Origin of the sequence: Thermoactinomyces sp. DSM 45892 (assembly GCF_900107305.1) — a bacterium.
Lineage (GTDB): Bacteria > Bacillota > Bacilli > Thermoactinomycetales > Thermoactinomycetaceae > Baia.
Window position 1 is genome coordinate 133420 of the sequence record NZ_FNPL01000001.1, and the last position, 16789, is coordinate 150208.

14 protein-coding genes are annotated in these 16789 nt (G+C 36.9%); 2 read left to right on the forward strand and 12 right to left on the reverse strand.

All coding sequences use genetic code 11. The features are described from left to right. Positions 1 to 198 precede the first annotated feature (198 nt). Positions 199 to 732 carry a hypothetical protein gene (locus BLU58_RS00615; RefSeq protein ID WP_093290301.1) on the forward strand — a complete coding sequence of 178 codons (534 nt, stop codon included), beginning with the start codon at positions 199 to 201 and terminating at the stop codon, positions 730 to 732. Between the two features lie 370 nt (positions 733 to 1102). Here the strand turns inward: BLU58_RS00615 and rsgA are convergent, their stop codons facing one another. From rsgA to BLU58_RS00630, 3 genes are all read right to left on the reverse strand, one after another. After that, on the reverse strand, positions 1103 to 2164 hold the full coding sequence (rsgA, locus tag BLU58_RS00620; RefSeq protein WP_093290302.1) for a ribosome small subunit-dependent GTPase A: 1062 nt from the start codon (positions 2162 to 2164) through the stop codon (positions 1103 to 1105). A 118-nt stretch (positions 2165 to 2282) separates the two neighbouring features. Next, positions 2283 to 3476 (reverse strand): MFS transporter, encoded by a 1194-nt coding sequence (locus BLU58_RS00625; RefSeq protein WP_093290303.1) that lies wholly within the window; start codon positions 3474 to 3476, stop codon positions 2283 to 2285. A 1-nt stretch (position 3477) separates the two neighbouring features. Then, positions 3478 to 4722, reverse strand: a complete 1245-nt coding sequence (locus BLU58_RS00630) for a tetratricopeptide repeat protein (protein WP_093290304.1) — start codon at positions 4720 to 4722, stop codon at positions 3478 to 3480. A gap of 692 nt (positions 4723 to 5414) precedes the next feature. Here BLU58_RS00630 and BLU58_RS00635 point away from each other — a divergent pair. After that, complete coding sequence (locus tag BLU58_RS00635) at positions 5415 to 6143, forward strand: hypothetical protein (RefSeq protein WP_093290305.1); 729 nt, start codon at positions 5415 to 5417, stop codon at positions 6141 to 6143. A gap of 747 nt (positions 6144 to 6890) precedes the next feature. Here BLU58_RS00635 and BLU58_RS00645 read toward each other — a convergent pair. From BLU58_RS00645 to BLU58_RS00685, 9 genes are all read right to left on the reverse strand, one after another. After that, complete coding sequence (locus tag BLU58_RS00645) at positions 6891 to 7562, reverse strand: hypothetical protein (RefSeq protein ID WP_093290307.1); 672 nt, start codon at positions 7560 to 7562, stop codon at positions 6891 to 6893. Between the two features lie 21 nt (positions 7563 to 7583). Beyond that, positions 7584 to 8099, reverse strand: coding sequence for a crossover junction endodeoxyribonuclease RuvC (locus tag BLU58_RS00650; RefSeq protein WP_176786423.1), 516 nt, complete (start codon positions 8097 to 8099; stop codon positions 7584 to 7586). A 57-nt stretch (positions 8100 to 8156) separates the two neighbouring features. Continuing rightward, entirely contained in the window at positions 8157 to 11384 is a 3228-nt protein-coding gene (gene dnaE, locus BLU58_RS00655; RefSeq protein ID WP_093290309.1) for a DNA polymerase III subunit alpha, read from the reverse strand. A gap of 22 nt (positions 11385 to 11406) precedes the next feature. Then, positions 11407 to 12243 carry a thymidylate synthase gene (locus BLU58_RS00660; RefSeq protein WP_093290310.1) on the reverse strand — a complete coding sequence of 279 codons (837 nt, stop codon included), beginning with the start codon at positions 12241 to 12243 and terminating at the stop codon, positions 11407 to 11409. Between the two features lie 22 nt (positions 12244 to 12265). Continuing rightward, positions 12266 to 12757 carry a hypothetical protein gene (locus BLU58_RS00665; protein ID WP_093290311.1) on the reverse strand — a complete coding sequence of 164 codons (492 nt, stop codon included), beginning with the start codon at positions 12755 to 12757 and terminating at the stop codon, positions 12266 to 12268. Between the two features lie 282 nt (positions 12758 to 13039). Further along, positions 13040 to 13735 carry a magnesium chelatase domain-containing protein gene (locus BLU58_RS00670; protein WP_093290312.1) on the reverse strand — a complete coding sequence of 232 codons (696 nt, stop codon included), beginning with the start codon at positions 13733 to 13735 and terminating at the stop codon, positions 13040 to 13042. Between the two features lie 146 nt (positions 13736 to 13881). Then, positions 13882 to 14607, reverse strand: coding sequence for a methyltransferase domain-containing protein (locus BLU58_RS00675; RefSeq protein ID WP_093290313.1), 726 nt, complete (start codon positions 14605 to 14607; stop codon positions 13882 to 13884). A gap of 1 nt (position 14608) precedes the next feature. Further along, positions 14609 to 15736, reverse strand: coding sequence for a DegT/DnrJ/EryC1/StrS family aminotransferase (locus BLU58_RS00680; protein ID WP_093290314.1), 1128 nt, complete (start codon positions 15734 to 15736; stop codon positions 14609 to 14611). A 42-nt stretch (positions 15737 to 15778) separates the two neighbouring features. Then, positions 15779 to 16753, reverse strand: a complete 975-nt coding sequence (locus BLU58_RS00685; RefSeq protein ID WP_093290315.1) for a glycosyltransferase family 2 protein — start codon at positions 16751 to 16753, stop codon at positions 15779 to 15781. Between the last annotated feature and the right edge of the window lie 36 nt (positions 16754 to 16789).

Genomic DNA, 16789 nt, shown 5'->3' on the forward strand with positions numbered 1-16789 from the left:
AGTAACCGTTGCAAAGACGTTTCTCTTTGCAGTCCCCTCCCCTGTAATATGTATATAATCTATTTCTATAATCTATTAATTTTATATTATGGTATACACAATTGGCAATCTTCCTTTTCATAATATAGAAAAGGAGGATCAAATAAATTAAAAAAACGTCCATCTATAGAATGATGAACGCTACTAGGTTTTATCGAATTGGGCAAATTCCAGATTCACAACCACCTTGACCAACCAAGTCTTAATGCTTCACTTAGTTCTTCTAAGGAAAAAGAGTCACTGCTTCAGGAAGAAGTAACTGCTGGCAATAATCGTTCTTTAGATCTTCATAATCAAATTAAAGAACTAGAGGATGAACTCAAGGTAGCGAAAGATAAGATAACGAAAGAAAAGAAGCTCAAAAGTGAATTCAAGTTCAAACGAGATAATCTATTTGGGCATATTATCGATTCAAACCACTGCGTACTGATTGATATTCACCTTGAAATGGATAATAAGGAGGCCACTTGTTACACTACCACCTATTTAGTAGAAAGGCTGGAAGGCGAATTCTATCTGCCCTACGAATTTCAACAAAAGAATGCATTCAGGTCAACATCCCCTGATCATTTCCTCCGACAAACAACTAAATCCTATCAATTTTTCACTTTCAAAAGAATGACGGAAGCCATTCAAGAGAAATTGAAAAATGATGTGGATGAACTAAGTTCCCACTTTGAAGCAAAGCTTTAGAGTGATAAACATAAAAACAGACGAAAGCATGCTGTGTAGGAACAGCTATGCTTTCGTCTCTAAACAATTTCTAATTTCTTGGCAGAATCAGACTAACCATTTCTATATAAAATCTATTTTATCAACTATTTAGAGTATATTTCATAGTCTTAAATTCATCTCATTTTTACAAGCATAGTACCTACTTAGCTAAAAGTTTCTTGATTTTTAAAAAATATTAGATATACTATTCAAGGGTATTCGTAATAGCTCTCCTCTGATTAGTAGATTAATATTAGACTATTCTTTATTTACTGAAATTTAAATGTCGATCTCAGGGATTTACTACGCCACTAGAGATCGACAAAAGTCATCTAAATTCACTTATTTATCATCTTCTTTTAAAATGGTGATTGTAAGCTTTTTGTTGCTTCTTTGTTCGATTCTTCTCTGCTAATTGTAGATCCTTATCTACTTTCCTATCCATATAATCAAGCTCTCTTTGAAGCTTTCGATAGCTGTGTAAGCGTTCCGATGATAAGACCCCTTCTTCAATTGCCTGTTGAACAGCGCATCCTGTTTCTTTACGATGTGTGCAGTCAATAAAGTGACAGGATTGGGCCAAATCAATAATATCCATAAAAGCATCATCGATTCCACTCACAATACTTCCTAATTGAATCTCTCTCATACCAGGAGTATCGATTATCGCTCCACCCTGTGGTAAAGCAATTAATTCTCTGTTAGTTGTTGTGTGTCTTCCCTTCCCATCTTTTTCTCTGCTTCCCTGTGTAGATTGACGATCCGTACCCAGTAAGGCATTCACCAACGTTGATTTCCCTACCCCTGATGATCCCAACAAAGCCACCGTGTTTCCTGCCGACACATAAGGTGATAATTCCTGAATTCCTTGGTGACTCATTGCACTGATTACATGAATAGGTACACCACAAGCAATACCTTCCACTTGATGGACTTTTTCATGCACATCTGGACATAAATCTCCTTTATTCAATACGATTACGGGGTTAGAACCGCTTTCCCACGCTAAAACAAGATAACGTTCGATTCGTCGCAGATTGAAATCTTGATTGAGTGCACTAACCAAAAAAACAAAGTCTACATTACTTGCTACATTCTGTTCTTCTAATCCAGTCCCTGCTTCTTTCCGAGAGAATTGACTAAAACGAGGGAAGATCGAATGAATCATTCCCTTATCCTCATCGTAACGTTGAAATGAAATCCAATCTCCCACACAAGGGTAATCACTCCGTTGATGAGCATGGAATCGAAATTTCCCTGAAACTGTTCCTAGGAGCTCCCTTTCTTGTGTCATGATTCGATACGAACTAGGATATTCAGTTATAATTCTTCCAAGTTCATAACCGTTTATCTTACATTCATTCTCCCAAGCTTCCTGCTGTTTTTTCCATCCCAATTGGATCAAACTCATTCCGTCAAGCCTCCATCGCTTTTAAAAATACTTTCTTTTCATAAAAAAAGATTAACCAATGATTATAGAAACAGATTATAGATTACTAAGAAATTCTACTCGTCCGACCTTCACATAATCATCTGATTTTCTCTGCCTTAAAACCAAAAATCCAGAAAAATGATATGATTAACAGAAACAGCGATGTCAGATATAATATGATCTCAGTACTTATGAAATCGGTAAGTCCCCCTATTATAAGTAAAGCAATCGGCATGCATGCCTGCTCAATCACACCAAACAAGCCAAATATTCGTCCTCTAAATCGATCCTCTACATTCGTTTGAATAAATGTAACTGAACTTATGCTCACTAGTGAAGATCCGATACCATATATAAATGCAAATACACAGGCTACCTTAAGAGAAGGCGAAAAGGCTATTCCACCTATCGAAACTCCCATCGCAACTAATCCAATTGGTGTATAGATATTTGCGTCAAGGTACTTACCAAATTTCGAAATCCAAGAACTAGAACATATTGATCCAATTAAGAGCACTGAAAACAGGATTCCAAATCCTTCTGCACCGTAATTCACACTTTTTAACTTTACTGGCATTAGCATCTCCAAGACTGCATAACTAACACCCATGGCAGAAAAAATAAAGGGAATCTTCAACAAAGGGATCGAAGAAAATAAATAAACAAAACCTGCTTTTAGATCTTCCACAACGGAAGCGTTATTACCATTTTCAGTAATCTCAGGAAACTTAATAAGTCCTAGTAATATTGACATAATCACAAACGTAACCCCATTGATTAGAATCGCATATAAGATTCCAATATATGCAACTAGAATCCCGCCGAAAATAAATCCTGCAAAATTGGCTATCTGTCCAGAGAGTGTATTTAAAGCATTCGCACGTGCTATATCTTCATTTGGAACTAATCTAGGCAATATTGATCCAAATGTAGGGCGATAAATAACGCCTATTAACCCTGTTAAAAAAGCAGATCCAATTATGACAGAAACAGTGAGATGATTACTCCAGAGGAGATAACAAATCAACATCATAATCATCCCTCGTATGAGATCTCCCACAACAAGGTATGGCTTTATGTTGATTCGGTCAATCATAACGCCAACTAGTGGGCTAAGTACATATGGTATAGTACCAGCCGCCATAGTTATTGCTGTGTATTTCGGTGAACCTGTCAAATTTAAAACTAAATAAGTTAATGCTACTAGATAGAGGATATTTCCACATACAGATTGTGCTTGACCGATCCATAATAAAGTGAAATTTCGATTCCATAATTTTGTTGGTGACATTTTAACTCTCTTCTCTTTTATTTGACGAAATTAGTTTCTTAAACCAATAATCCGATCTTTCTTCATTTCCCAAATCGTCATAAGTAGCAATCAGCATTTTATGAATCTCTTTTAATTTATCAGACCACACACTTCTTGCGAAAAGCTTTTCAGCTCTTACTAAAATGTCTACAGCTTCGTTGAATCTTTTATTGCGAATCAGAGCATATCCTAACATAGCCAAACCTTCTGACAAGGATTCCCTATGATGATGTTCGCTGAAATAGACTGCATCTTTTAAAAGAGCAACGGCACTATCCCAATCCCCTATGGTTTTAAAGTATAGTCCTTTATTTTCTAAAACTTGCATTCGATACCTGTTTGAAATTTCTGGTCGAATGTGTATTTCATCATCGGAAACACTTGAAATCAGTTCCCACGCTTCATTAATTGTTTTCCCAGCTTCTTCAATTTCCCCTGATTTTAGCAAATGCAATGCATGTAAGTTACGGATCATTCCCATACAAAATCTAGTTGTATTTTTACTTCTAGTAACAGTCCCAAAAGCCTCAGCTGCTTTTTCAGTATCTAGTAAAGAAGACTCTATGTTCTCTGGAGTATTTAAACGTTTAATCTCAGCAACTGATAATCTAAACTGTGTAGTGAACTTTTGATAGGGATCCATCCAGATATCAAATGCTTCACGATAAACATCCCTACACAATGTATTGCCAGTTTGAGCCAAAAGATTCCCACACAAAGATAACAAACGAGCTGTGTCATCCTTCTTTACAAATTCATTTTTATGGAGTATAGCTAAGTGCGCAAATTCATCGGCATCTTGCCATCCACCTAGCACATCAACATAATAACTCAAGACCTCGCTCAGCAAAAATGGATTATCACTATTTTGTAATATAAACTTTTCAAAATCATAATGTTCTACTGAACCTAATTCAAGCTTCAAATCATCCAATATGTCTTTTGTTGTTGCGTCTACTTTTGCAAAGGATGCATTATCTATTCCTAGTTTCTTTAAAAGAGGAATTGCATTTTCGAAAAAGTAATGTTTCGCTTCATCCGTTCTACGCAATCCTAAATCAGATATGTAACTCACATTATAATAACTACTATCATCTTCCCCCCTAGTCAATGCGGTAAAAAAAAGAGGATGACATCCACTCTCTAAGTACTCTCTATTTTCTAATAATAAACGCACAATGGAAAAAGAAGGTGTGCTCGAATAAAGATAGTTGCGGTATTTCATAAATAATAGCATCCTCTCATGATTATTAAAATTTAAAAATACAGAAGGAACTCACAACGAGAACCTTCTGTATTTTGTGTCTTAATATTAACCGTGATTCCATCCATTAATGAGTCGAACGCTGAAATCTACTTTTTTCATTTCTTCTTTAATTTGAGCTACTACTTGTTCTTTAGTCAATATTAGCACCTCCTATTAAATTCTATGTAATACATTTATTAATATAACATATATAATTATATAAGAGATTGATATTTGCAGTACTTAGCCATCAAATTTAGCAAATACTACTATCACAAAATAGCATCTCACTAGAAGATTTGCAAAAACATAATTTAGAAATTTCTTCGGAGCGGGGCTCCTTTCGGAAACATCAAATTAGCTTGATTCATTGTCATTCAGGTGTGTGCTGAAAAACAGGATTTTGGGATATTTTCGAGCTACTTTCGACTTTTGAAATAGCTTCTAGATACTGATTCACCCAAAAGCTAAATATCCTCTAATGGTTGATAAAAGTACAATTTTATCTAGCTATCCCGAGCATAGTTTCATTAATATTAGCTCATAAGTCTTAATAATTAGAAATATTAAGTATATAATTAAAAACATTGAAATCTATATTAATAAAATATATCATTTAAATAGTATTAATTTTATTGAAAGATTAATATATAAAAACAGGAGGTTAGTTTATGAAAAAGTTCTTTAATGCTGTATTATCTATAGTACTATTCTCTAGTATTTCTGCAACTACTTTTGCGGCAGAAACGGGATCTATTAACGAAGTAAAAATTTTAAAGGCTGAAGCCAGTAGTACAACTGTCTTCGATAAAGTTGAAGCAAAAAAGGGCGAAAACGGTTTCCATATTAGAGTAAGAGGAACTGGCACTGCCGATGGTGTCTATAGAAGCTACGTAGTCACAGCAGACCTCGAAAAAGGGACATATAAAGCTGTAAAAGAAAATCCCATGTTTCAAACATCTCCCATTGTTACAAAAGAAAAGCCAGTAGGAAATTCAAAGGCTTTAGTCAGTTACAACAGTGCTAATGTTAGAGCGCATACTTACGATCCAGTTAATATAGACTGCAATTGGACTGATCTTGGATATAGTTGGAAAGATGATAATGGTAAATTCAGCTACTATAGCAGATCATTAAATACTTGGGATGCAAGCCCCACTTCTTTAGGAACATATTGGAAATTAGTGTGGAAAAAATACAATAACGATCCAAATAGTTTTCAATCAGCTAGTGCAAAACATGTTAATACTAATTTCTTGGGTGGAATCACGGGGACAACATATGCAGAACACTATATCAGTATTACACCAAAGCCAAATAAAAAATATCACTACTTCGCTGATTTAGATACTGAAGGCGTAGCTGGTCATTTATTGCATCTTAAAATTACGACACATTAAGCAAAGTAAATTTGTATCTTAAGTAGTCAGAAATACACACCACAGCAATTGCCATAGCGTGTATTTCTGACTACTTAAGATACAGTTCTTATCCCAATATACAAACATTGTTTGAACCCAAACTCATCTGTTTTGATGAGTTTTTTTACTGATTTCTTCTCTCTTTTCGGATAAAACAGTTAAAATTGAGATGAAACTGAACAGCAATGAAATAACAAATAGATTCCATATGCTAGGGATTACTGCAACCCCCAAGTAAATCCCAATAGGTATTGACCATATTAAAAACAACAGCATTAGTAACGGTCTTCGAATTAACGATGCAATTAGAAATAAGCAGGTTGGAAATGTCACCAAAGAAAAAACCCTAATTATTGTATCTTTACTGTTAGGAGTAAGAAGCAAAAAGCAGGCGGATAGCATGATAGTGATGATAGAGGAAATAACACCCATATACATTCCACTTCTTTTAGCCATAGCACCAACCTCATCTTTTCATTTAGAATAAATTTAACAATTACCTTTACTTTATAGTACCACTTCATTTCTAGAACAACAAAATTTTACGATATTTTTCTTTGAAGATCCTCAAAGAAATGTTCCTCGGTATCATTCGCTTATACTTCTCTAACTGTTAGGTTTCATTTCATTTCCAATAGTTGTGTTATCCAGCTCAAAGGGCTAGGGGTTGATTCTAAAAATATCTGTTGATTTGAGAAAGACGTTCATAAGCCATCACTAGAGTAGTCATTTATTTTCAAGAAATGGCCTATGATATTTTTCCTCTAAATCCTTCCGTGCGATGGTAGCATCTTCTATAGTGTCATGATAGCCTGCTCGGTGAGTCGTTCCATTTATGGTGAGATATGCTGAATACTTTATACTACCATTAGGCATCTGTACTCTTCCTACACCTTTTACACCTGTAGAGTTATTATGTCTCACTTTTGTTTTAAGAGCAGGCACATGTGCGCCTACTTTTTCCTTTTTTCTCTTATAATGTTGTACTGTATTTTGTAGCTCTTTATTTTTTTTACAGCCACATGATTTGACTTTCTTTCGTTTCAAATCATAGGACTCTACGTCCTTCATCCCCCCACAGTCACATATACACGCCCATAATGTATTAGATTTTCTCTCGATTGTCACAAGCAAACCGAAACGATCTCCTACTTTTATATCCGTGACTCTTTTTCTTATTCGGATCGCATCACCATTTAAACAACCGCACGATCTTGTTTTTCCGCTTGTGAAACTACTTCCTCTTATAATTTTTACTTTTCCGCAAAGGCACTGGCATTCCCAGTACCTTATTCCTTTATTATTTGTCCCTCCATCAGCTAATACAGTTATCCTACCATATGTCTGCCCAGTTAAATCATTTTTAGGAGGGCTCAATTTATGTAGTTCTGGTGGCATATAAACCAACTCCTCTTCTCATTACGCACGCACTTCTGAATTAGACAGTGCGGGCTTTTCATAGTCAATTAGATCTTTTTTGATTAGATATGTAAGACAAACTGCAAAAGAATCACTCTCATCTTCGCTTACAAACCGAATAAGATGTAGTACTTTAATAGCCTGTTGTACCTGTTGCTTAGTCGCATTCCCACTCAGAACAGCTTCCTTAATTGCCTTGGGAGGATAGTAGACTTGCTCAACATCATAAAATAGAAGATTTATCAAACCGTGGACTCTGTAAGTAACTTGAGTGGAAGTGTTAAAGCGACTAAATCCCCGCTCAATAGCAATTACAGTTGGAGGATACTTTGCTTTCAGCTCTGATAGGCTATCGTATACATGCTTGAGTTTCAATGCGTTATGGTATCGTTTCTTTTGACTTTTGATTTTGGTCGTCTGAATACTTCCTATGTATACAAATCGTTTTGTTTCCAAATCGTAAATAGTAACACCTGTGCTGGACAGACTTGGATCTATCCCATAAATATAATTCAAATGGCATTCTCCTTGATCAGGAAAATCCCCCTCCATACAAAGCAAATCCTATCTTTATTATACAATTGATCTGCAATTGTTATCTAATACGGCATCACGTTCTTTGCTCTTTCGAATCAACTTGCATTTTTCTAGCCAGATGTCTTTTGCTTCTGGATTCTGCACCCACTTACCATTCACGTTTTTCCATCCATTCTTCTCAGCAGTCTCTAAAATTTGGATCACATCTCCTACATATAAAAGATCGTCATCTCCTTGGTAAAATTTCTTCTTGTTCACCTTTAATACAGACTCCTCGCCTGTTTTTACTCTATAAAGCACAATCTTAGGAGTAAATTTTTTGTCGATATCCAAAACAACTGCAAATGACTCACTCACATCTTCAAAAGTCGATACTGCATAGCCCAATGTTTCTTTTTCAAAAGAAATCTGCTCATGGAGACTAACTTTTTGAGGCGGATGATCTCTAACCGCTTTTTCGAAGTTCTCCAAGTTAGCAATGCGTTGTTGTTTCGTCTTCTCCTTATGCCCCTTTGTATACTTCAATGATACTGTGACAAATTCGGGGTACAATTCTCCATCTGGCTTCTTCCTATCCATCATTACTTTGGAAATTTCAAGTAAGACTTCCTGCCTACCAAACTCCTGAAAGAAGTCTAAACGAATAAGTATCTCCATTTGCCTAGTATCAATCGTCGTGTGCTCAAGCATATCAACCACTAACATAACAAAATTATCTCGATCATAATCCTTTTTCGCTAGTTCGTATAGCTCTTCAGCAACTTTGGCATTCAGATATTTGATTGACTGAATACCTTTATAGATCGCCTGTTCGTCTTTACTGAAGCTATAGACAGAACGGGATTTGCCAAATTGTATTGGTTTAATCTCAATTCTTTTTTGCTTTGCATAATGTACGATTTTTGTGGTCTTATCCAAATCATTGCCTCGCAGGTTAAGAGCCACTGTAAGAAATTCTAACGGATAATGGTGGCGAAGATAAGCTCCGATGTACCCGATATAAGAATATGGCTGTGAATGGTTAACAGAGAACCCATAGTCGGATGCATCCTCAATTACCTTCAAAAAGGATTGAAGAATTTGTTTGGCATGCTCTTCATCTTCATCATACTGCGTTCTCATCGTTTCAATAAATCCTGCCTCAATAGCAGGTAGAAATTGTTCCGTTCCCACCTTCTTCGCAAGTCCACGTCTTACACTATCTGACTCCGCACCTGAAAAGCCACAGAAGTCCGTTAGGAATCTCATGATTTGTTCTTGGAATACCATATATCCTAATGTTTCGGATAAAAATTGATTTAAACCTTCGTGGCCATTATCTTTTGTTATCCCTTTTGCTAGATCATACCGATAAGATTCTCCTGAAGGGCGTATTGCTCCATTAGCTAGGGAAAGCAGATCTATATAATCAACCTCTCCCAAATCATGATGTATTTTCTCTAAGGTCTCATCACTAAAGAGCGTTTTTAAATACGCATGTGCACTATCCCCCTCAAACTGAAAAACACCAAGAGTAGACTCTCGCAGGGTCTTCCAAACATCCAAGTCTGACGTATCAATATTGTCTGGTATCAATCGTTCGATTCCAGCGAGTTTGCAAGTCTCATTGATAAGCTCAATGTTATCTAAGCCTAGAATATCTAGTTTTACGTAATTTTCTCCATCAAGCTCTTTCATGTTAACGCTAGTAACCCTATGCTTGCTTTCCTTTGTATAAACTGTCCCAAGATGCTTGTCCAGATCAATGGGTGATACTACAAAGCCTGAAGGGTGACTCCCCATGCTTTGGATTACACCCTTAAGCACATCTACATATTGAAATAAATCTGGATACTCTTTTCTGAACTTCTTCTCATCTGTTTCAATGTTTTTTGCAATATGATCCACAACATCTAACGACATATCCAGCGCTCTGCCAACTTCTCGGATAGATCCTTTGTCTGCCAACGTATTGAACGTTATAATCTCGGCGAACTCTACTCCATCTAAGCCCGATAAATAGTCAATTACGTCCTGTCTCCTGCTTGGAGGGAAATCGATATCAATATCAGGTAAGCTTACACGATCTGGATTAAGGAATCTGAAGAAGTTAAGCTTGTGCTTAATCGAATCCATTTCAGTGATACCCAATACATACGCAATTAAGCTCCCATTTACCGATCCACGACCATACCCTTGATAGATCTCATTTTCATGACACCAGTCAATGATCTTTTTTTGAAGCAACATATAGTCTACAGAATCAAGTTTGATATAAGTGTCTATCTCTTCCTTAATCCGATCGTAGTATTCGTTTCTCTTTTCCTTTGGAAATTGATGAATCCCACGTTTTACAACACCGTCATTAATCTTCTGTTTGAATACTTCAATCGGATTTTCATATAGTTTGGGGTATTTAGGAGTTTTATCGAGACTGAACTCTTCAACCATATCTGCCATTGAATTTGTGTTATGGATCGCCTCTAGGTAAACATTTCTAGGGAGTGCACGTTGGGATTCAAACATCCCTACTAGTTCTTGGAAGGATTTGAAAGTGAGGTCAAACATGTCTTCATTCCCATACGTTGCCCCTTTGGACTGGAGAAAAATCTTGCGAGCTTCTTGATGCTCTCTATTCAGGGCATGCGTATCGGTTCCTGCAATCAATGGAATTTGTAAATCTTTTGACCACTGGTGTAGTAGTTTGTTGAATTCAAATTGCTCTGGATGTGTGTGATATTGGATTTCTAGAAACATACGATGGCGATTATCACCCATCCACTGCAACATATCTTCGAGTTCATTTTTAAGTTTAGGATTTTTGTACATCCGCCATAAAGGGGAAGCTAAACAAGCAGAGGTCATGATAATGTTGTCGGAGGTACTTTTTAACTCTTCAAATGAGATACGGGGGTTGTAATAGAAGTGACCATCTTGGCGATTGAACGACTTAGATGTTAGTGTGTTTAGCTCTTTCACCCCTTCATAGTTTTTGGCGATTAGCATGTAATGGTAATTATCGCGTATTAGACCTTGTTGTTTGTCAGTATGACGGGTTAAGTACACTTCATTGCCATGTATGTATTTCATACCGCGTTTTTCTATCCCTTGCTTCTTTTTAATCCAATTCATCTGATTGCCGTGCTCTGAAAAACAAAAGGAGTTCATTCCATATTTTTCTGCCAGATCGAGATAATCTACAAACTTTGTTACACTGTCTGCACCTGTTCCTGCTGTAAGATTGGATAGATCGGAATGAATGTGGTATACAGTATAGTTGTCCATCTAATTCCTCCTCTATTCGAATCTAAGTGGCTACTTCATATTGGACTGGATCTCCATGATGGTATCCAATTAATTGAAAATCATCGATGGTAAAGTCATAGAAATTTTTAATGTCAGGGTTCATCCATAAGATAGGTGCATTGTATGTATCACGCTTAATTTGTTCCTCTATAATGGGAAGATGTCGCTCGTAAATATGGCAATCACCGATATGAAATATGTATTCTCCTAGTTGGTAGCCTGTTACTTGTGCAATCATTCGTTGTAGTATGTTGTATTGAAATACGTTGAAAGGATTTCCTAAAGCCATATCATTACTTCTTGCTCTAACTTCTAAGCTCAACTCACCTTGTCTTACATACCATTGCGTTTCGTATACACAAGGCAACAAGCTCATCTCTGATAGGTCATCTGTATTCCAAAGAGTTGTAAGATGCCTGCGACTAGAAGGATTGTATTTTAGTTGATGAAGAAGATAGTCAACTTGATCCACTTTTTTGCCCATGAGATAACGGCACTTTTTCCCCAACTGATATCCATATGCCTTCCCAATAGTTCCATCTGGCAACTCCCACTCATTCCAAATTCCCACTCCCATATCTCGAAGCTCCTGTACCTTATTTGATTTCATTTGCCAAATCCAAAGCAATTCTTTAATAGCTGTTTTCCATGCCACTTTTTTAGATGTTATAATCGGAATTTCTTTATTATCAAATCTCATCTTTTGAGAAATTATTGACTTAGTATACGCTGGTTCTCCATGTTTCCACCTTGATCTGACAACATGATCTACATCCCAAATTCCATTATTGATAATATTCGATATTAAATTTTTGTATTGATTGTCAGCTTGGCTCATTATATATCCTCCCATAGTCTATCTAGTCTATATACTCAAAGTTAATATGATAAAACTTCCCTTTTAATTCAAAGTACTCATTTCCACAATCCATACAGAAAATACCAGAAGTATTAAAATTTCGGACAAGTGATTCAATTCGGTTCACCTTTTCACTATTACAATTCGGGCATCTTTTCAAATTATTTATTCCCACAATTTCTGAATACAGATTATACGATGAAACTCTCCCCTTAGTTTTCTGACCAAATTGTTTGCAAGCTTTACTCACTGTTGCAACATTAATTCTCAATTCTGTCGCTATCGTCTTTCGAGGTACGTTATGCATATCTCTTTCGGCTATGAGCTTTTTAAAGTCATCTGAAAATGAGTTCTTTTGTCTATTTTTTTCTTTATACTTTATCAATATTCTAGATATATCAGACTCCAAACAACTCAGTTCTTCTTGTATGACTAAAATACCAACGCCTTTACTAAATGCATCTAATACCTTCTCTTCTTCTATTTGAGACATATGCTACTCCTTTCAAAGCGGTCTAAAGAATACCTGCTTTCATTTATACATTATACGATTTATTTTATGTACTGTAAATATATATTTCGACTAGTCCTCTCTAATTTCGAATATTAATCGTACCACTGCTTAGCATTGTTTGTATTCATTTCTTGATTTTCAGACTTGGTTGCAAATAGCAATACACCTCCTTTTAATGTCCGTTTAGAAATCATAAATCAAATTAACACAAACTAATCTCCAAATATAGCAGAGCTAGAAAGAGAACTTGCATTTGTACCCTTACAACAGCAGATTAGGATACATTGGCATGCTAATGTATCCTATCAGGATCAAATTATGCCCGCCTCCAGCTGCCACTTCCATCGCTCTTTTTACATGTTGCTGTCCTTGGACATCTTTCAAATCGGGTTGAGTCCATTTCGTTTGTTCGATGGTGGTAGCGGTTTCTACAAAATCTGGATGCCACTCTCCCTTTAAGTAGCCAACAGACTCCTGCAATGTCTGGAGAGGGATAATTTCAATTCCATCTACTAAGCAGGCCTCTGAATAATTGGCAGCAGGTACTAACACCTTAGTAAAACCTTGTTCCTGCGCACACATCACCATCGGCAAAATTCCATGTAAGGGGCGTAAACATCCATCTAGAGATAATTCACCTAAAAATATCGTTTTATCTACGCTGATTCCAACCATTTGATCACTAGCTAGTAGAATCCCCATCGCAATGGCTAGATCAAAGCTAGCTCCTTCTTTTTTAATATCTGCTGGAGCTAAGTTTGTCGTAATACGCTGTAAGGGAAAGTTTACACCGCTATTTTTAACCGCTGCCCGAACCCGCTCTCTGGACTCCCGAACAGCGGAGTCAGGGAGTCCGACTATATCAAAAGCAGGTAACCCATTACTAATATCTATCTCCACCTCTACGATAAATCCATGGATTCCTAATACGGATGCACTATAGATCTTTGCATACAAATGATTATCCCCCAAACATTTGTTCCATAATATGGAATTATTCGGCGTCTTTTGACATAATCCTGCTTATTTGCTTGAATAAAACATAAAAAAGATGACCCTTATCTTACTAGTCATCTACATGGACACTTATTTTCGGAAAACAATCATGCATCTTTATGCACAATATAAAGATTATCTTCTTTAGATAGGCCTAATCTATGTGCTTCTTCGAAAGAATATCTCTTTGCGATATTATACAACTCGACTCGAAAACCGACTGATTCAAGTCTCTTTATATAATCCTCCTTTGCATATACTCGCACATGATCTGGATGGCCATAAACTCTAGCCCGATCTTCTGGAGTAATGCGTTGCTCATCCTCTAAACTCGTCCCTATATTTATAGCCAGCGGTACTTGCATAATCCCCCAGCCTCCGACTTTCATCACTCTATAAAGCTCACTCATCGCCTTGCGATCTTCTGAAATATTATCGAGTATATGACTACATATTATGACATCAAATGAATGATCTTTATAATAGAGATTTGTAACATCCAGCCCCTTCGTCCATGGATCTAGCGGTTTAAATTCGCCAGACACATAATGGAGATTCGAATATTCAGCAAGCTTATTTTTTACATGTTTTTCTTTTTCAGGGTCAATATGAAAAACAAAAGCTTGTGCCATAAATAAATCAGTTTCTCTTTCAATAAACCATGTGTATAGTCTTTCACGATCCAAAGCCCTACACATCGAACAAATTCCTGTTTCGGGATTCCAATTTTCCAATTGAAACGATTCTGGTTCAAAAAAACCGGCGGGCCAGGGAATAAATTGTGCAACGTGATTCTTACAACATGGACAATAATAGGAAGATGTATGTTCCAATCTACTCACCCCTATGTAATGTATTTGCTAGTGCTTTGACAATTTGCTTTACATGATCCCTCTCAATTTCTTCCCAAAACGGTAGACTGATAATACGATCTGATATACATTCCGTCACGGCCATCGTAGATTGATTGCTAGTAGCAAACTGTTTTTGTCTGTGGCAAGGCGGAGAAAAATAACATCGCGTATCAATCCCTTGTTCACCTAAGTGATGTATGATTCTATCGTTTTCACCCTGTGGACTGAGAACAGAGAGAAGTTGCGTCACAAGTTGTCCTGAGCAATTTTGAACTCTCCACCCTTTCTCAAATAAATTCCATTTGTCCATCTGCTCCAAATACCATTTTTTAATCTGCTTTCGGGATTCTACTTTCTGTTCAAATACATCCAACGTTGCCAAACCGATGGCAGCCATGTATTCGGACAATTTACTATTGAGCCCTTTTAAAGTTGATTCCTTACTCCCCTTGTAACCGAAATTCCCCGCTTGCCGCACATTGGAGATGAGCCCCTGATCCCCACTGTATACCAGTCCCCCCTCTCCAATTCCAAACCCCTTGGTAGCATGGAAGCTGTATATAATACTCCCTAAAAATCCCTTCCCAAAATGTCCATACGCATCTCTTGCGCCAAAGCTGGCTGCTGCATCCACAACGACTGGGATTCCCTTCTTCTGTAATTCGTTGTAATAGGTTAGATCTATACAGGTTCCAAAGGTTGCATATGGCACGACAACGGCAACCTGGTCTCCTAGATTTTTCAAGGTGTCCTCTACTATATCTACATTCATAGACCATTCATCTTCACGAATATCAATAAAATAAGGCTCTAATCCACACCAAATAGCAGCTAAAGGAGTAGCTGAGAAAGTAAAGCTAGGCATTAGCGCGTATCGACCATTTGGCCTCATACTTTCGGAAATTGCCAGCATTAGGCCAATCGTTGCATTATTAACTGTGCTAACCGCCCCCTCCCCTTCAAAAAACTCCTGAAGGATCCGTTCTTCGAAAGTGTCATTCAAGGGGCCATAGTTCGAATAAATCCTATTTTCATCAATTTGCGAAAGATACTTTAGGTATAATTCGCACCTCACTACATTAGGACGAAGAAATGGTATCTGCTTAATTAGAATCTCCTCACTTTATATAAAAATCCACAGTAGTGGTTGCTATAAGTTACATACTTGTGGAATGTCCTCTAGTAGCCTCAAGCATTTGGCACGTACTCCTTGCATAATAAATGCTTGATTTTCAATCGCCATTAATTCATGGATACGAGAGTCCCAACGTTCATTCCACTGCTTGAGATAACCTTGATACTCATCCATTTCAATCAGTTGGCCTTCCAATGAACTCCGCAGAATACTGGCCCACTCAGCTATACGTCCTAACTCTAGATCTGCTGAATTCATCTGATTATAGTCTAAATGGATCCTAGAGTAACTTAACGGTTCTGCTATATATACCGCATCTCCTTGAGCGAGTAGAGACATCCAAGTAGCTACATCACTCAAGACAGCATGATGGGCACCTCCATACCTTGCCCACCCTTCCATGAGATCGTTTTTTCTAAATAATACAGTCGTAGATTCCCCTATAAAATTAGTAAACTGACTAAGCATGAGCTTTCCAAGATTTTTTCCATTAATAAGCGAATTTTGATGAAATAATTTAGCTGTACTTACTACTGGAGGGAGTTCACTTCCAGCGTCGTCGACCAACTGTCTGTAAGAAGTGACCAATTTGACATTCGGGAGGCGAAGAAAGGAATGTACCATTTTTTCAATTTTTTCTCGATGAAAAAAGTTATAATCGTGCAGAAAGTTAATAAACTCTCCCGTAGCCATACTAAACAAGGTTAGGGTGTTTGCTAAGCTGGATAAGTTTCTACCTGTCTCTACACTTCGCACATACTTAATATGATCATAGGCCTCTAAATATGGCCTAATCAAAGCTTCTACTCCATCATCTGTACTACCATCCCCAATAATGATTTCCATATTGGGATATGTTTGATCTAATACACTCTCCAATGCCTTCTTCAACATATGAGGACGATTAAAAGCAGATATTAAAACACTTACCTTTGGAAGATACAAATTCTTTTCTTGACTCATAAACATTCTTTTTAATCCCTGGCTCATAAGCAAACCTCCTAATCATCCCTTTTTTATCGATCT